The sequence below is a fragment of the Xanthobacter sp. NM-59 genome, assembly GCF_021401125.1.
In the GTDB taxonomy this organism is placed as follows: domain Bacteria; phylum Pseudomonadota; class Alphaproteobacteria; order Rhizobiales; family Xanthobacteraceae; genus Xanthobacter.
In genome coordinates this window covers 22,241-40,266 of sequence record NZ_JACBFQ010000007.1, presented here as the reverse complement: position 1 = coordinate 40,266, position 18,026 = coordinate 22,241, and the positions used below count along the sequence as shown (strand labels likewise).

The 18,026-nt window shown below is 68.7% G+C and carries 9 protein-coding genes; 2 read left to right on the top strand and 7 right to left on the bottom strand.

Annotation, left to right across the window (positions count from 1 at the left end; translation table 11 throughout):
- Nucleotides 1-12: 12 nt before the first annotated feature.
- The 3 genes from L0966_RS13530 to L0966_RS13520 all read right to left on the bottom strand — a co-directional run bounded on the left by L0966_RS13530 (nt 13) and on the right by L0966_RS13520 (nt 10,595).
- Nucleotides 13-7,500 carry a type I polyketide synthase gene (locus L0966_RS13530; RefSeq protein WP_234052473.1) on the bottom strand — a complete coding sequence of 2,496 codons (7,488 nt, stop codon included), beginning with the start codon at nt 7,498-7,500 and terminating at the stop codon, nt 13-15.
- A 618-nt stretch (nt 7,501-8,118) separates the two neighbouring features.
- Nucleotides 8,119-9,429 (bottom strand): glycosyltransferase family 1 protein, encoded by a 1,311-nt coding sequence (locus L0966_RS13525; protein WP_234052472.1) that lies wholly within the window; start codon nt 9,427-9,429, stop codon nt 8,119-8,121.
- An 11-nt stretch (nt 9,430-9,440) separates the two neighbouring features.
- Entirely contained in the window at nt 9,441-10,595 is a 1,155-nt protein-coding gene (locus L0966_RS13520; protein WP_234052471.1) for a polysaccharide pyruvyl transferase family protein, read from the bottom strand.
- Between the two features lie 280 nt (nt 10,596-10,875).
- On the opposite strand from L0966_RS13520, the gene L0966_RS13515 reads away from it, so the two are divergent.
- On the top strand, nt 10,876-12,708 hold the full coding sequence (locus L0966_RS13515) for a hypothetical protein (RefSeq protein ID WP_234052470.1): 1,833 nt from the start codon (nt 10,876-10,878) through the stop codon (nt 12,706-12,708).
- 12 nt (nt 12,709-12,720) lie between these two features.
- Here the strand turns inward: L0966_RS13515 and sseA are convergent, their stop codons facing one another.
- The 4 genes from sseA to L0966_RS13495 all read right to left on the bottom strand — a co-directional run bounded on the left by sseA (nt 12,721) and on the right by L0966_RS13495 (nt 17,175).
- Nucleotides 12,721-13,560, bottom strand: a complete 840-nt coding sequence (gene sseA, locus L0966_RS13510; RefSeq protein ID WP_234052469.1) for a 3-mercaptopyruvate sulfurtransferase — start codon at nt 13,558-13,560, stop codon at nt 12,721-12,723.
- 112 nt (nt 13,561-13,672) lie between these two features.
- Nucleotides 13,673-14,704: a cysteine synthase A gene (locus tag L0966_RS13505; RefSeq protein ID WP_234052468.1), complete on the bottom strand. Its 1,032-nt coding sequence runs from the start codon at nt 14,702-14,704 to the stop codon at nt 13,673-13,675.
- 71 nt (nt 14,705-14,775) lie between these two features.
- Nucleotides 14,776-16,212: a deoxyribodipyrimidine photo-lyase gene (locus L0966_RS13500; protein WP_234052467.1), complete on the bottom strand. Its 1,437-nt coding sequence runs from the start codon at nt 16,210-16,212 to the stop codon at nt 14,776-14,778.
- Nucleotides 16,213-16,293: 81 nt separating this feature from the next.
- Nucleotides 16,294-17,175 carry a LysR substrate-binding domain-containing protein gene (locus L0966_RS13495; protein ID WP_234052466.1) on the bottom strand — a complete coding sequence of 294 codons (882 nt, stop codon included), beginning with the start codon at nt 17,173-17,175 and terminating at the stop codon, nt 16,294-16,296.
- A gap of 229 nt (nt 17,176-17,404) precedes the next feature.
- On the opposite strand from L0966_RS13495, the gene L0966_RS13490 reads away from it, so the two are divergent.
- Nucleotides 17,405-17,755: a DUF1127 domain-containing protein gene (locus L0966_RS13490; RefSeq protein ID WP_234052465.1), complete on the top strand. Its 351-nt coding sequence runs from the start codon at nt 17,405-17,407 to the stop codon at nt 17,753-17,755.
- The last annotated feature ends 271 nt before the right edge of the window (nt 17,756-18,026 follow it).

Here is an 18,026-nt window from a genome sequence, read left to right as displayed (position 1 = left end):
TGTTGTTGGCGCTCACATTATGCCTCCGCCCGTGTGCTCGCTCTCGCTGATCACCTTGGCGCTGAGCCGCGCGATGGCGTCCTTGTCGAGATCGAGATCCACGTGCTTGTCCATGATGCCGGCCTCGGCGATCAGCTGTTCGGGCGTGGCGGTCCCGGCATCGCCGCTGCCGCGCACCTGCTGGAGCACCTTTTCAGCCACGTCCATGAGGGTGGAGCCGGCGCCCAGCGCCAGCACCGGCAGTTCCACGCCAAACCGGCGCTGCACTTCCATGTCGAGTTCCAGGCTCATCAGCGAATCCATGCCGATGTCCATGAGCGGACGCGTCAGGTCCACCGCCTCCACTGGCAGGCGCAGGATCTTGCCGATCTCCTCAGCCAGCAGGCGGGCGATGGTGAGGCGCGCCTCGGACTCGTTCTGCCCCGCGATGAGGCTTTCGAGGTCGGAGCTCTTGCCCAGCGTACGCTCGCTGCGCCCGTCGGTGAGCAGGGCGGCGAAGGTCTGCGCCTTCACCAGGGCCAGCTCGCCGGCGGTCGACCAGTCGATATAGGCGCAGGTCACGGCCGGCGGGTGGATGGCGTCGCCCTCCGAAAGGAAGGCGCCGAGATGCTTCAGCGCGGTGGCCGACGCCATGGCGTGGCGGCCGATGCGGCGCTTCAGCTTTTCGTTGATGGCGGTCTCGCGCGCCAGCACGCCCACGTCCGAGATGGCACCCCACGACACGGCGAGCGCCGGGAGGCCGGCGGCGCGGCGGTCGCGGGCCAGGCCCTCAAGGAAGGCATTGGCGGCCACGTAATTGCCTTGCCCCGGATTGCCCACCAGCGTGGTGGCCGAGGAGAACATCACGAAATAATCGGGCGCGACGGCGAGGTTCCGCGTGGCGGCATCCAGATGGGCCGCGCCCTCAATCTTGGGGGCCAGCACCTTCTCGAAGCGCTCGGCAGTGAGGTCCCGCAGCAGGCCATCATCCAGCACCATGGCCGCGTGCACCACGCCGCTGAGGCGCCCATAGCGCTCAACCAGCCCATCGACGAAGCGCTTCACGCCCTCGGCGTCGCGCACGTCCAGGCGCTCGGCGGTCAGCGTCACGCCACGGGCGGAGAGGGCGGCGGCGCGGGCGGCCGCCTCCGGCGTCAGGGCACCGCTGCGCGAAGCCACCACGATGGCGTTCGCCCCATGGTCCGCGAGCCATATGGCGGTTTCGAAGCCGAAGCCGCCGGTGCCGCCCACCACCAGGTGCACGCCTTCCGCGGCGGCCCGGAACGGGGCCGGCGTCTCGGCCACGGGAGGAGGCGTCACGGGCGGGGTGAGCAGGATCTTGCCCACATGGCCGGCGCCCTGCATGAGGCGGAACGCCTCCGGCGCGCTGTCGGCGGCGAACTCGCGATAGGGCAGGGGCGTGAACTCGCCCTCCGCCAGAAGCCGCACCAGATCGCCGAACAGCTCCTGCAGCGCGTCCGGCCGGGCGGCGATGAGCTGGTCGGTATCGACACCGAAATAGGACAGGTTACGGGCGAACGGGCGCAGGCCGATTTCGGTGTTGCCGATATAGTCGCGCTTGCCCAGCTCCACGAAGCGGCCGAAGGGCTTCAGCACCTTGATGGAACGCTCCATGGCCTCGCCCGCCAGGGAGTTGAGCACCACGTCCACCCCGCCAATGGCGGAGCGGATGTCGTCCACGAAGGCCAGGGAGCGGGAATCGAGCACCAGGTCGGCCCCCGCGAGAGCCGCCAAGGCGCGCTTCTCTGGCGTGCCGGCGGTGGCGACGATGCGCGCGCCGAGCCACTTGGCGATCTGCAGGGCCGCCAGGCCCACGCCGCCGGCCGCGCCGTGCACCAGCACCCACTCACCGCGCTTCAGCCGGGCCTGGGTGACAAGGCCGTACCACGCGGTGAGGAAGGCCACCGGAATGGTGGCGGCCGCCTTCAGAGGCACATTGTCGGGCACCGGCATGGCCATGTTGGCCGAGACCACCACGTGGGAGGCGAAGGCCGCGGGGGCGAACGCCATGACGCGGTCGCCCACCTTCACGCTTGAGACCGCGGTACCGATCCGGGTCACGACGCCGGAGCATTCGAAGCCGAGGGAGGGGCCGGTAAAGCCGTTCTCCAGCATCTCGTCGCCGATCACGCCCTGGGCGAACATCACGTCGCGGAAATTGAGGGCGCTCGCGGCCACTTCGATTTCCACGGCATCGGCGGCAAGGGCGGGGCGCGGGGCGCCCACCCAGGTCAGCCGGTCCATGGAGCCGGGCTTCGCCTCCAGGCGGGCCATGGTGGTGGTCGGCTCGCCATCGGGCGCCACCTGCTCGCGCGCCGCGGCGCCGGTGGTGGTGCGCACGGCCGAAACCGGGCCATCGCCGATCACCAGTTCCCGCTCTTCCGGCGCAGCCAGCAGCAGCGCGGCGAGGCGCCCGGCGGCGGTGTCGGCGTCGAGGCTCGGCGCCACATCCACGAGACGCAGGTCGATATCCGCGAACTCGTTGACCGCAACGCGGCCGTAGCCCCAGCAGGCGCTGGCCAGTGGGCTGCCATTCACCGGCGCATTGCCGCGGGTGAGGAACCACACTTCGGCCTTGCCCGGATGGGCGCGCACCGCCTCCAGAAGGGCGGTGGCATGGGTGAACAGGCCGGCGAGTGCGGCCGGCTCGGCCGTGGTCGGCATGAGCGGATGCAGGACGAGGCTGCGCCCCTCGCCGTCGGCCAATGGCAGGTCGGCTCCGGGCGCGGTGCCGCTTTCCAGCCGGCGCAGGGCACTCAGGTGACCCGCCGCATCGATTGCCGCAACCAGGCTGGCGGGCGCGGTGCTGTGGGCAAATTCCAGGCTGATGGCCTCGGCCAGTGCAGCTTCGGCCTGCGGGGCGCCGTCCGCCTCGGGCAGGGGGGCGCGGGCCACAAGCACGTCCACCACGGCGTCGGCGAGAACGGCCCGGCGGGTCTTCACGCCCAGGAAGCCGGCCGTGGCCAGGCGCTGGGCCGTTTCCGCCATGGGACGGTGGCGGGCGGGGCTGTCCTCTTCCGCTCCAACCGCGTCGATCAGCGCGGCGAAGGGATGGCTTTCAAGCTGCAGCACGGCCAGCACGCCGCCGCCGCTGACCCGCTTGGCAAGGCGCGCGGCCAGGGGCTCGGTTTCCAGCACCAGCGGGTGGGGGTCGGCGGCCAGCACCACGTCATAGGTGCTGACCTCGCCATCGGCGGCCGGGGCGAGCAGGGGGGCAAGGGCCGGATGGCGCGCGGCGAGGGTCTCGCGCACGGAGGGCTCGCTGCCATCCACCGCGAGGCGGATGTGGCCCGCCTGTGCGAGCGGCAGCAGCGCCAGGGCCACGGCGCCGTGGCGCTCCACCACCAGGACACGGGCCGGAGCGGACTTGCGCCCGCCTTCCACCAGGGCGCGGGCGACCTCCTGCAGGGCCCGCGCGGGCGGCGCGGAAGCCTCCCAGTGGTCCAGCAGCGCGCCGGTGATGCGCAGGAGCTCGCCGGTCGCCAGATGGGCCGGCAGCGCCGCGGCCAGATAGGAACCGATGGTGACTTCCGCAGCGCGCTCGGGCGCATCCCGCAACACCTCGGCCAGGATGCTGGCGCTGTCCGGAAGGCCGCTGTCGGCGATCACCGTCCACACCTGCCCCTCGCGGGCGGCGAGGGCACCGGCGGCGAGGATGGACAGCAGCGCGAGCAGGGTCGGGCGCGCCGCATCGGCGAGAATGCCCCGCTCCACCAGATCGTCCGGATTCACGGAGCTGAGGGCGGCGACATCGCCCTTCAGCAGGCCGGAAACCGCCTCATGGGCCAAAGCGGTGGCGAACGCGTTCAGCAGCACATGGGCGTCGCCGGCATCCACGCTGTCGTCGAGACCGCTGAAGGCGGCTTCCACCTGCTCCACGACAGAAATATCCGCCACGGAGGCAGGCAGGGCTTCCAGATGCTGGCGATAGTCGGTCTCGGTCGCCGCGGTGTTGGAGAGGGTCGCCGCCCGCAGGCGCGCACCGTCGAGCCGCGCCACAACATGGCCTTCGGCATCCAGGAGGCGGATGTCGAGCAGCAGCGAGCGGGCGCTGGCGCGCACCACCGCCAGCTCGGCCCGCGCCACCGAAGAGGCGGCGAAAACATGTAGCGCACCGAAGCGGGCCGGCAGATAGACGCGCCCATCCTCCAGCGCCGCCGGGTCAACCGCCAGCAGCAGGCCGTGCAGGCACGCATCCAGAACGGTGGGGTGCAGCACGTGGGAAAGGCCAAACGCGCCCTGGTCGGCGTTTTCGGGCTTCAGTTCCAGGTCGATGCGGCGGCCACGGCGAACCGCTTCCGTCACGAGCCGGAACTGCGGGCCATATTGCAGGCCCATGCGCTCCGCGGCCGCGTAGAGATCGCTGGCGGTGACGGGCAGGGCCGGGGCGCTCGCATCCTGGTCCACCGGCGCGCGGTCGGCCGGCGTGGAGGACGACGGCGCCAGGTGGCCGCGGGCGTGAAGGGTCCAGTCCGTGGTAAGGCGCGGCCGGCTCAGGATTTCCACAAGGCCGGTGGGGGCGACGCGCACCAGGCTCTCGCGCCCGCCTTCCTCGCCCAGGGTGAGGGCGTGGAGGATGTCGAATTCCTCCAGGGCCAGCGGCACATCGCCATGGATCTCGCGGCCGGCGGCCAGCGCCATCTCGGCCAAGGCGGTGCCGGGCACCACCACCGTGTCGTTCACCTTGTGGTCGGCGAGATACGGCACCAGCTGGGGATCCAGGAGGCCATGCCATTCCTGGGAATCCTGGCGCAGGCGGGCGCCGAGCAGGGGATGCAGGCGATGGGTGCCGCCCACGTCCGCCGCTTCCACGCTCTCGGGCACCACAATGGTCTGGCGCTGCCACGGCGTCAGCGGCAGCTTGACCTCGCCCAGCGGGCGCCGCGCACCGAACAGGCGCTCGCGCGCCACCGGCGCGCCCTCGACGAAGCACGACAGCAGGGTCTGCAACACCGGGTCGCGATGGGCCGGCGCCTTTTCCTGCAGGGAACCAAGCACCACATGGCTTCCCGGCAGCGGTTCCAGCGTCTCGCGCATGTGGCCGGTGAGCACCGGCCGCGGGCCCATTTCCAGGAAAATGTCGATCTTCTCGACCTCGGCGGCGCCGAGCACCGCATCGGCGAACAGCACCGGTTCACGCACATTGTGCCACCAGTATTCGCCGTCGAGGCGGGTGGTGTCGAACAGGCGGCCGGTGACGGTGGAGAAGAAGGGAATGTGGCTTGCGCGCGGGTGCAGCCCACCAAGGGCCTCGCGCAGGGGGCCTTCCACCGGCGCCATCAGCGGCGAATGGAAGGGATAGTCCAGGTCCATGCGCTTGCCGGCGACGCCGCTCTTGCGGGCGCGCTTCAGCAGGGCATCAAGCTCGGCATGGGGGCCGGCGATGGTGGCCACGCTCGGGCTGTTGACGGCGGCGATGACCACGCCGGACGCTTCCGGCGGGCCGATGAGGGCGGCTGCGTCGTCCTTGGAAGCCATGAGCACGGCCATGCCGCCGGTGCCGCGGGCGGGCTCCTGCAGCTTGGAACGCCAGTAGATGACCTCCACCGCTTCCTTCAGGTCGAGCGCGCCGCTGATATAGGCGGCCGGGATTTCGCCCACGCTGTGGCCGAGCACGGCGGAGGGCTGGCACCCTGCGGCCATCAGGCTCTCGGCAAGACCGACGCCGATGGCGAACAGCATGGGCTGGGCGATCTCGGTTGCCGCGATCCGCTCCAGGTCAGCCGGGGCCTCGAGCGCCTCGGCGATGGACCAGCCGGCGTGGGGCACGAAAAAGGCGTCGATACGCGCGATAGAGTCGCGGAAGGCCGGGCTCGCCAGCTGGGCGGTGCGCCCCATGCCCACATATTGCCCGCCATTGCCCGCGAACACGAAGGCAATGCGCTGGGGCCGGTCCGAGACGCCGGAGACGAGGCCGGGCTCCGGCTGATCGGCGGCGAAGCGGCGCAGGGCGTCCGCCGGCTTGAGAATGCCGTCGAGCGGCAGCGCCAGGCGATGAGCGAGCTGCGAACGGCCATGGGCCGCCCCATTGGCCAGCATCGCCGGATCCGCGCCGGCCTCGATGGCGGCGGCGTAGTCGGCGGCGAGATCGGCCAGGGCCTTGCGGCTGGAAGCCGAGATGGCGAGGGCAGCAGGTCGCGCGCTCTCGGCCGGGCTGGCGGGGGCTTCCCATTCGTCCGAGTGCGGCAGGCGCACGACCGCATGGGCGTTGGTTCCACCGAAGCCGAACGAAGACACCGCCGCCGCCTCGCGTCCCTCTTCAAGGGCCACGGGGGTGCGCGCGGGCGCGAGGTTCAGTTCGTCGAACGGGATGCTCTCATTGAGCTCATCGAGATGCAGCGACGCCGGCAGCAGCTTGTGTTGCAGCGCCAGCAGCGATTTCAAAAGGCCAGCGAGCCCGGACGCGGGCTCCAGATGGCCGAGGTTGGACTTGACCGAGCCGATGGGCAGCGGCGCCGAGCGCCGGCGACCGATGGCATTGCCGATGGCGTTCGCCTCTGCCGGATCACCCACCCGCGTGCCGGTGCCGTGGGCCTCGATGAAGGCCAGGGCCTCCGGATCGATGCCCCGCGCGGCGTAGACATTCTCGATGAGGGCTTGCTGGGCGCTGGTGTTGGGCAGCGCGATGCCGACCGTGCGGCCATCGGAATTGGTGCCGGTGCCGAGCACCACCGCGCGCGGCGGCTGAAGCGTGCCGCGCGTCGCATCCAGGCGGCGCAGCACCATCACCACGGCGCCCTCGGAGCGCACATAGCCATCGGCCTGGGCGGAGAAGGGGCGGCAGCGGCCGGTGGGCGAGAGCATGCCCGCGCGCGCGAAGCCGACGAAGTTATACGGCGCAGCGAGAATGTTCACGCCCGCCACCACCGCCACTTCGACTTCGCCGCTTTCAATGGCGCGCACCGCACGGTCGAACGCCACCAGGGAAGATGAGCAGGCGGTGTCGATGGTCAGGCTGGGGCCGGTGAAGCCAAACGCGAACGAAATGCGGTTCGAAATGATGGAAAGCGCGTTGCCGGTGACGAAATGCGGATCAATGGAGCACACGTCCGCCGCGAACCGTACCGAATAATCGAGGGACGAGGCGCCCACGAACACGCCCACCGAGCTGCCTTCCAGCTCGGACAGGGGAAGGTTCGCGTTCTCGAACGCCTCGCGGGTGAGCTCGAGCAGGATGCGCTGCTGGGGGTCGACCTGCTCCACCTCACGCGGGGAGAGGCCGAAGGCGCCGGGGTCGAAATCGTAGATGTCGTCGAGCACGCCGGCGGCGAAGGTATAGGTGCGGCCCGGCTCTCCGGAGCGCGGATGCAGGAAGCGCTCCTTGGCCCACCGCTCGGAGCTGATCTCGGTGATGGCGCAACGCCCCTGCGACAGCACGGACCAGAAAGCGTCCACGTTAGCAGCCCCCGGCAACCGGCAGGCATAGCCCAGAATTGCGGCGGCGTGGTTCTGTCCAATCTCGGGCATCGGCGTCTGGGCACGGCTGATGCGGTTCGTCATTCATCCCCTCTTTGGCGTGGCTCCGCCGCCGCCCAACATCCTCCATTCCGGCATCGCCCGCCGAAATGGAGGCCGGATGCTCCTTGCTCGCGCCGATCCGGCGGCAGGTGACAGCGCGGCTCGCCGTCCATCCCGTCCCGTGGCACGCCGCAGGAGCGCCCCTCATTCCTTACCGCATCACGGCTTCAGCCACCTTTTGTGGTGCGAGAGCGCCACTCTCGGCGGTGTAGCGTGATTCAAGACTGTCCCGTTACGATCTTCGTGGGCACTGCGTCAATCAAGTCGAAGCGTTTCGTTGGTCCGCCCCTTCAAGGGGAAGCCCAAGAGCAGCGCCTGATTGCGACGACAAATGGACACGAACAGCGGAAATGAAACACAGCAGGTATGGCGCAGAGGCCCAGACTTCCTAATTTCCGTGGTCTTATAATACCTCCATTCAATATTGATGACGAAACGGCGCGCAATTGCGTTGGAAAGCGAGCTTGGCGGATCCGGTCGCGTAAGACGATAGTACCATCTCGACAGTCTGTTGACGGCTTGCGACAGTGTTGACCAAGTGCCTAGCACGAATGGCCCTGGTTCGCATTGCCGGCCTTATGGTGTTCTGGGGGTATTCCTTCATCCGTTCGGCCAGAGCAGCTGATCGTAGAGGGCGCGGACACGGGCCTGATAGCGCTCGGGCGAGAACAGATCTGCCTGAATTTTCCCCTTGGCGCTGAGCGTCTCACACAGGGCTGCGTCGGCGGAAAGGGTCTGGATTCCCTCGGCGATGGCGCGCGTGTCGTAGGGGTCGATCCGCAGCGCGGCGTCGCCGGTGATCTCGGGAATGGAGCTGCGATTCGAGGTGAGTACCGGCGTTCCGAGCAGCATGGCTTCCAGGATGGGCAGGCCAAAACCTTCATAAAGAGAGGGGAACAGCACCGCCTTCGCGCCGCGGATGAGGCTGACGAGGAACGGGAAGGAGACATATTCGAACCTGCGCACGCGCTCCCCGTGGGAGGTTTCAGCCAGCACGCGCAACTCGCGGTCCGCCTTCCAGGCGGGCTTGCCCACGAGCACCAGCGGCTCCTTCACCTGGCTCGACAGATAGCCCTCGATCATGCGGCCGACATTCTTCTTCGGTTCGATAGCGCCGAAGAACAGGAAATAGGACTTGTAGGGCAGATTGAAGACGCCTTCGACCTCCTGGCGCACCACATCGTCGCTTTTCTCGCGCAGGGGCTGCGGAATGGAGACGGCCTGATAGGTGTTGGTAATCTTTTCCTCTGGGTAGCCGAAGATCTCGACGATGTCCTTCTTCGACGACTCGGAGACGGTAACGATATGGTCCGCCCGCTGCAGCAGGGCCTTGATGAGGCTGAAATAATATTTTCGATTATCCAGCGTCGTGTAGGGCAGGCGCAGCGGCACCAAGTCGTGGATGGTATAAATGTTCTTGGTATTCTTCAGCCGGATGGGCAGCGGATAGGTCCAATGCATGATGTCCGGCGTATCGGTGCCGACAACCGTGCTGAAGCGGCGGTACGCATAGTAAAGGGTGAAGGCCCGATCGAACAGGTTCGCCGCATTCCAGATGTGGTCGAAGTGCGGGAGCTGGCTCGCGAACTGGTCGATGATGACCCGCCCGCTGACGGGAATGGAAAGCGCCCGTGGATTCACGTGCGGCGTGGTCAGGCTGTGAATGTCACGGGCGAGGCGCGTGGTCCATTTCGTCCGCTCGGGCTGGGTCGCGAAGAACGACACTTCGCGGAAGAAGGGGTCCTTCGTGGTGGCGGAGGGAATGCCGTAGAGGATGTCCGTACGGTATCCGAGTGCTCCGCAGGCAAAGCTCAGATTGCGCGCATAGGTCGCAACGCCTGTCCCCCGTTCCAAAGCGAGGTTGTAGCCGTCGATCATGATGAAGCGGCGGGAGCGGCTGTCGGCGGCCATGGGGTGTCCTGTCAATGGAGGCCCGAAGTCTCGGATGAGGTGTCGGCGGCGGCCTCGTCCGCATCGCGCTTCATGAGCCGGCGGACCAGCCGCTTGAGGCCTTGCGGGGCGGTCTTCGCCACCATGTTGGCCCGCGTGTAACTGGTGTGTTGGAAGGGAAGGTCGCGAATCAGGGGATGCTCGAACACGCTTTGACCCGGCAGCGGATGGAGCGGGGCCATCTCCAGTGGGAACGCCGACAGCAGGGGTTCGTAGTCGAACGCCTTTGGCTCCCAGAAGCGGTCGATGCTCTTCATCAGGTGGGCCCAGTTGGTGCGGGCGCGCCGCGACTGAACATAAACGGGCAGTTCTTTCAGGCCCAGGCCCTGGTAGAGGTCCGTGATGCGCAAATCCTGGCCGTTGTCCGGGGAAAGGTGCTGGCGTACCAAGCCGCGCTGGGTCCCGCGCGGGGAGAAATAGAGGCACGGAATGCCGTAGCTTTCCGCAAAAACCATGCCGTGCAGGCTGGCGGAGACGATGCGCCGGCAGGCGAGAATCTCGTCGAGCCGCTCACGCAGGGCGGCCGCGGAAATGGCGGTGCGTGTGCGGATGATGCGGACGCTGTCGCGGAACTCCTCCGGCAGCTGATAGCGCAGCAGCTCGGGGCGCACGGGAGCGTCCAGGTCCGATCCGCTGAGGTCGGAAAGGTGGGCGATGACCCCGAGTTCCCACTTCTTCTCGATCTGCGGACGGTAGAATTGCGGGAGCAGCCACACCGGATCGCCGTAGGCTGCCGGGGCACCGGTTTCTTCCTGGGCGAACAGCGCGCGGGACACCGGGCCGCGCGTGGCGGCGATGCGGTAGCGGGTGCCGGGGTAGGGCGTGAAGGGCATGCGATCGGAACGCGGCACCACATGGGGATTGCTGTAGCGCGACGCGCCTGTTCCCCATACGGTCACATCCCCGTTCTGCAGCATCTGGCCAATGGTGCCGACCGCGGCCATGCGGGTTCGCTTCGCATTGTGGCCGGCATGGACGACAGGAAGACCGGAGAGCAGGGCCACCATGACCGGGCTCAGTGCGTCGCCGAGATTGAGGTGAGATTGGTCCGCCGTCGCCGCGGCCCAGACCAGGGGCACCGCACCCAATGCTGCAGCTTCCTCTTGAATGGGGGATGTCTCCATCATTCCTCCCTGCATTCCTCCCTGGTGCATCCCAATTCGGTTCCGTTTGTGGCGTGCCGGATCCGGCGGGCGGGTTTGGTTTCGGTTTCCCGAGCGGTTGATACCCGGATTTGATCGCCTCGGCACCCTCGAAACGCGCGAGTTATACCGCTGATTCACGTAGGGCGTGCGGCTGTGGCATCTCACGAAGCCCTGCCAAGGCGGATGGGTTCCTTTCTCGGGCGGGTGTGGAGCGGGCGAAAGCGGTCTATACCCTTTCGCAGCAGAGGCAGGTGGATGGGTGATGGTGGGTGGTCGGGCGCGACGGGCGGTGATCTTCCGCATGGTGGGGGAGGAATCGGCCACCAATGCCGCCTTGCTGGCGCGGACCGCGCGCGCCGGCGGCTTCGAGCCGCAGATCGTCCCCTTCTGGTCTGACGAGGCGCATGCGGCCTGCGATCCCGAGGGGCCGGTGCTGCTGCAGGGCGGCTTCGATGCCGCGCCGCGTCTGTCCGCCTTCGCCTTCCAGGCCCGTCATGGCTTCCGTCCGGATCTCATCGACCTGTCGGCCCACAGCCTCACCATCGACGACGCGCGCATCGACAGCCTGCTGACCGAATCGGTCTGGAGCCAGCAATTGCGCGGGGTGACGGGCGAAGCGCTCGCGGTGATGGAAAAGCTGGCGCCGGAGGTGGTGTTCGTGCCCCATGGGGCCGAGGTCCTCTCACGCCTTCTGGCGGCCGCGAGCAGCCATCTCGGCATCCGCTATCTGTATTGGGAAAGCCCCTTTTTTCCCGGCTACCACTTCGTGGATCCCTATGCGCCGCACTTTTTTCGCGGCGCCCATCGCATCGACCGCACCTGGCAGAGGGGCGAGGGCCTCGATGAGGGGGGGGCGGCGGTGCGCGCGGTGGGCTTCATTGCCCGCATCCGTGCCGAGCGCGGCTCCAAATATCAGCAGTCCACCGACAGCGGCGAGCTCGAAGGGCTGAAGGCGTGGCTGGCACAGCGGCCGGGGCCGGTTCTGTTCGTGCCGGGCCAGGTGGCGTTCGATGCCAGCATCACCGTGAGCCTGCGGAACTACCCGGACCTGGCGAGTATCTACCGGGCGGTCTTCCGCAGCCTGCCCGAGGGGTGGCGCGTCATCTTCAAGGCGCATCCCCGCGGGCCCGATCCCAGCCGGGCGGAAGGGTTGCCGGAGCATGTGCGCCTGGTGCGCAATGTCTCCATCCACGATCTGTTTGCGCTCTGCGATGTCGTGGGGCTGCACTCTTCCAATGTGGGCATGGAGGCGCTGATGGCGGGGCGTCCCGTCATCGCCTGGGGAGAGCCCTATTACGGGCGCAAGGGCCTCACCATTGACATCGAGGACGGCGCGGACCTCGGGGCGGTCCTTGGTGCGGGGCCGCCGGCGGCGCCTGAGTCGGGCCGGGTCGCCGCCCTGGTGGGCCACGTTCTCGAGCAGGGGCTGGTGCGCCAGGATGATGGGGAGAGCCTGTGCCGGCGGGTGGAGGAGGCCTCCGCCCAGCCCCCCGCGCCGCGCCTGCCCTGGTATGGGGCGCCCATCCGCCGGCTGGCGAAGGCGGGGGCCGCGCTGGAAGTGGAACTCGCGCGCAATGGCGGCATGGCGGCAGCGCTGCGGGCGCTTTCAAGCGCCGACCATCAGGTTCTGGAACAGCGCTTCGGCGCGCGCGCCTTGCGCCGTCACTGCCGGGGGGCGCCGGTGCTGGGGCTTGCTGGCATCGCGCGGAGGATGCTGGCGGCGCACGGATTCTCCCGGCGTCTGGGCACACGGGTGACTTTCGAGCCGATTGACCTTCAGGCGGTGCATGACCCGGCCGCGGCCCTGGCCGCGCTCGCGGCGCGGGCGCGTCGCGGGGCGCGGTTGCTGCTGCTGGGCCAGCGGGCTCCCAGCCCGCGCATCATTCAGCAGATCGGCCCGGCGGAGGCGCTGGCTTGGTTTGGCGAGCAGGCCCCCGACCTCGTCGTGGACGTGTTCGGCTGGGCCCATCACCGGCCGATGCGGGAGGTGGAGGGGGAAGCCCTGCTGCTCCTGCGACCGGCCGGCGCGGCTGCGCTCACCGAGGCGGATCGCGCCGCCCTGGCCGGACCGGCGGAGGCGCCCGCCCGGCTGTGAGGGGAGGCGCGTTCAGCCGACCGCGACAGGCTTGCCGCTGGAACCCCACTCGGTCCACGAACCGTCATAGAGCGCCTGCGGGCGCTTGCCGATGGATTCGAGCGCCAGCCAGAGGATGGCGGCGCTGACCCCGGAGCCGCAGGAGGTGATGACCGGGCGGGCCAGATCGAGCCCGGTGGCCTCGATGATGGGGCGCACCTGATCGGGCGGCAGCAGGCGGCCATTCTCCACCACGCGGGCGTGCGGCAGGTTGAAGGCGCCCGGCATGTGGCCGCTGGCCAGTCCCTCGCGCGGCTCCGGCGCCTCGCCCCGGAAGCGGGCTTCGTTGCGGGCATCGAGCACCTGGGCGGAGCCGGCGGCGAGCACGCGCTCCACCGTGGTGATGTCCGCCACCATGGAGTGGTCCATGCGTGCGGTGAAGACGGCGGGGGCGCGGCGGGCCGGCCCATTGTCCACTGGGCGCCCCTCCGCCAGCCATTTCGGCAGGCCGCCATCAAGGATCATCACATCCTGCGCGCCGAACACCCGGAACGTCCACCACACTCGCGGCGCGGAGAACAGGCCGACGCTGTCATAGACCACGATCCGCAGGCCGTCGCCGATGCCCAGGGCGCCCGCCGCCTGGGCGAAGCTGTGCGGGTCCGGCAGCATGTGGGGCAGGTCGGTGGAGTGGTCGGCGATGGCGTCGATGTCGAAATGGACGGCGCCGGGAATGTGCTGGGCCAGGAACTCCGGCGCCCCTTCGCGCCCGCTGCCGGGCATGTGCCAGGAGGCGTCCACCACCACGAGGTCGGGCGCGCCAAGATTGGCGGCCAGCCATTCGGTGGAAACGAAGGGGGAGGTTTCGGCCATGCGCATTCTCCTGGTCGCGAGTGGGGCGTTTGCCCCATGGTTCTAGCCGGGACGGTCCTCTCCGTCGGCGGACGCCGGGCGCTTCGTCCACAGGCCCGGCGTCGCAGGCCTGTCACAGGAAGACGCTGGGCACCTGCGCCTTGCGTTCCAGCCAGCCGGGAACCGGCAGGTTCTTGGAGCGGAGGAAGTCGGGATTGAACAGCTTCGACTGGTAGCGCGTGCCGTAATCCGCAAGGATGGTGACGATGGTATGGCCGGGGCCCATTTCCCGCGCGAGGCGCATGGCGCCGGCCACGTTCACGCCCGAGGAGCCGCCCACGCACAGGCCCTCATGCTCCAGCAGGTCGAACACGACGGGCACCGATTCCGAATCGGGGATCTGGAACGCAAGATCCACCGGCGCACCCTCCAGATTGGCGGTGATGCGGCCCTGGCCGATGCCCTCGGTGATGGATGAGCCCTCCGAGGCCAGCTTGCCCGTGGTGTAATAGGAATAAAGCGCGGCGCCGGGCGGATCGGCGAGGGCGATCTTGATGGCGGAGTTGCGTTCCTTCAGCGCCATGCCGATGCCCGCCAGCGTGCCGCCGGAGCCCACAGCGCAGATGAAGCCATCCACCCTGCCGTCGGTCTGGGCGTAGATTTCGGGGCCGGTGGTGTCCATATGGGCCTGGCGATTGGCCACATTGTCGAACTGGTTGGCCCAGATGGCGCCGTTGGGCTCGCTCTTGGCGAGCGCTTCCGCCAGGCGGCCCGAATATTTCACGTAATTGTTCGGGTTGGAGTAGGGCACGGCGGGCACCTCCACCAGTGTGGCGCCGGCCAGCCGCAGCATGTCCTTCTTTTCCTGGGACTGGGTCTCGGGAATAACGATGACGGTGCGGAAGCCAAATGGAGCTGCCACCAGCGCGAGGCCGATGCCCGTATTGCCCGCTGTGCCTTCCACGATCACCCCGCCGGGGCGCAGCGCGCCGCGCGCGATGGCGTCCTTGATGATGCCGAGCGCGGCCCGGTCCTTCACCGATTGCCCGGGATTGAGAAACTCCGCCTTGGCGAGGATATCGCAGCCGGTTTGCTCGCTGGCACGCTTCAGCCGGATGAGGGGGGTATTGCCAATGGATTCCACAAGGCCATTACGGATTGTCATCGATTAAGCCCTTAAAGAAAGTGGGCTCAATCTAACTCTTCAAAACGCACTGTATCAAGGAAAAATACACATCATATTTTCGTTGATTTGAGCGCCCGCAGCGCCCGCTCGCGGGCGGCGGCATGGTCGACCACCGGCAGCGGATAGGTGGTGCCGAGCCGGATGCCGGCGTGCCGCAGCGTGGCCGCATCCGCCGTCCAGGGCTTGTGGATGAGGGCGGCCGGCAGCCCGGCGAGCTCGGGCACGAAGCGGCGCACATAGTCGCCCCGGGGGTCGAACTTCTCCCCCTGCAGCACGGGATTGAAGATGCGGAAATAGGGGGCGGCGTCGAGCCCGGTGCCCGCCACCCATTGCCAGTTGGCGGGATTGCTCGCCGGGTCCGCGTCCACCAGCGTGTCCCAGAACCAGGCTTCGCCGGCGCGCCAGTCGATGAGCAGATGCTTGGCCAGGAAGGAAGCGACCACCATGCGCACGCGGTTGTGCATCCAGCCGGTCTGCCACAGCTCGCGCATTCCGGCATCCACGATGGGATAGCCGGTGAGGCCCCGCTGCCAGGCCTTCAGCTCGCCCGGGCACTCGCGCCAGGGAAAGGCATCGAACGCGGACTGGATGTTGCGCAAGGCCATGTCCGGCATCGCCGCCAGCACATGGTGGCTGAACTCGCGCCAATAAAGCTCCGCCGTGAATTTCAGGGCGTCGCTGCCGGGCGCGGCGTCGCCCGCATAGGTCACCGCGGTGAGCATCTGGCGGGGCGAGATCTCCCCGAACCGGAGATGGGGGGACAGGCGCGAGACGTTGGGGCGGGCGGGGAAGTCCCGCCCCTGCTCATAGCCGGCGAGGCCTTCTTCGATGAAGCCGGCAAGGCGCGTCTGCGCGGCATATTCCCCGGGCCGCCAGGCCAGGCGCAGGCCGCCCGCCCAGTCGGGCCGTTCCGGCTCCAGCCCCCAGCTCTCCAGGGGCTCGCTGGCAAGATCGGTGGGCGCGGCCGCGAGATGTCCCGGGGCGGGCAAGGGCGGACCGGGCGGCGGCGACGCAAGGCATGCCCGGTGGAACGCGGCGAAGGTGCGCGGCAGCCGGCCGGCGCCGGTCAACACAGTTCCCGGCGCATGCAGGAGGTGGCCGCAGAAGCGCTCCACCCGCAGCCCCTCGCGCCGCAGATGTTCGGTGATCTCATCATCCACGCGGCCTTCCGCGGCGCCCGAACGATCATTGAACAGCACCCGCTCCGCGCCCAGCTCCGCCGCCAGCTGCGGCACGATGCGCGCCGCCGGGCCGCGTCGCAGCAGCAGCCGCACGCCATGCTGGCCGAGATGGGCGGAAAGGGAGCGCAGCGACCCGGCAAGCCACCAGCGCGCGGCGCCGCCCAGGGGGCGGATGCCGGGGGAATCCTCATCCAGCACATAAAGGGCGGCGATCGGCCCACCGCCCTCGGCCGCCGCGTGGAGGGCGGGATTGTCCGACAGGCGCAGGTCGTCGCGAAACCAGATCAGGGCAGGGGCGCGCTTCATGTTTCTCTCGGGCGAAAGGCGGCGGCTAAGAGTTCCGCGGTTTCGCCCATCAGGCAAGGGCCCACTGCTGCCGGAGGCGCGCTACTGCGCCGCTTCCTGTTCCGTGAGGTTGTCGAGCCCCTGGATGACGTGCTGGGCCAGGGCCTCGGCCAGGGGCGAGGGCTCGTGGCGGTTGCGCAAGAGGCCGATATCGCAGGGCGGGAGGGGCGGAAAGCCATCGGAGGCGCCCAGCACCCGCATGCCCGGCCGCAACCCCGATTCGGGAAACACCGACACCGCGAGCCCCGAAAGCACAGCCGCCGCCACCGCGCCGCTATTGGGGCTGGAATAGAGAATGCGATGGCCACGCCCCGCGGTGGCGAGGCGCGCGACAGCAATATCCCGCCACTGGCAGGTGGGCCGGCCGAGCGCCAGCGGCACCACCGGTTCCTGATGCACCGCATGGCGCGCCGACGACACCCACATGAGCCGCTCGCGCCGGATCACCTGGGCATTGCGCGAGGTGATCTCGGTGGCGGTGATGATGGCAAGGTCGATGGTTCCGGCGGCGATGCGCTGCACCAGCTCGGCGGTCGGCTCGCAGATCACCGTCAGTTCCACCGAAGGATGGGTGCGTGAGAAGCGGGCCATGATGTCCGGCAGGTAGCGGTCGGCATAATCGTCCGGCACGCCCAGGCACACCCGCCCCGAAAGTTCGATGTCGGCGAAGCTGGACACCGCCTCCATGTTCAGCCGCACGATGCGGCGGGCGAAATCCAGCAGCCGGTCCCCATCCTCCGTCAGGCGCGAGGCGCGGCCGTCGCGGGCGAACAGGGGGCGCCCCACGCGATCTTCCAGCCGCTTCATCTGCATGGAAACCGCCGACTGGGTCTTGTGCACCACATCCGCCGCGCGGGTGAAGCTGCCGGTTTCGGCGATGGCGACGAAGGTGCGCAACTGGTCGGGATCGAGCAAGGCGGTCATGGCGTCTCCCACGGGCGCGCGGAGCTCTCGCGGCCTCGGCTTATCCATCACGCAAAATGATATGTGAGATGAATAACATTCGCTAGCGTGATTCATGCGCAGGAGGCACAAGGGGCCGCGCTTCCGCGGCAGGGCGCCGGAAAAGACCGGTCCCGCAGCCGTTCGGAAGACACGACATTCAGCTCAGCAGAGGAGAGCGGCATCCCGTGTCGCAGTGATGGAGATGGCGATGAGCATGCACGGTGAAACCCGTAGAATGGTGATGGCTCCGGTGGGCGCGGTGGTCGCCTGCGTGGTTCTGGCGGCGATGGCTGGTATCACCCGCGCCAACACCCGTGCGATGTCCTGGCTCAAGGCCGCGGGGCGCGTGCTCGAACACCGTCGCGTCATGGCCCGCCTGGCTGCTCTCGACGATCACATGCTCAAGGACATGGGCATCACGCGCGCTGATGTGTGCGATGCGGTGTCCGAGCCCCTTGGGGCGGACCCCACCCGCCTCCTGGTGCTGCGTGCCACCGAGCGGCGCGCCGCCCGGTGCCTGGACCAGCGCGACCGCGCGTCCAGGGCCGCGCGCGGCTGAGAGCCGACGCCAGAACGTCCGGGGCTTTAATGGAAATCCCGAAAACGGCCTATCCTTTTGTTTCCATGCGCTTCCTTCGAGCAAACCGGTTGTCACCGCGCTCGAAAACGCTTTGACCGAGATCTCGGCGGGTCCACCCCTCGGAGCCCGCCGATGCTGGACCCGCGCCGACCGCAACCGGCGCGGGTCTTTTTTTGGTCGTGCGGGCAGTGCCGCGGGCGTCACCCGGTGGCCCGCGCAAGGGGCGGCAAGGAAAAGCCCGCGAGTGCGC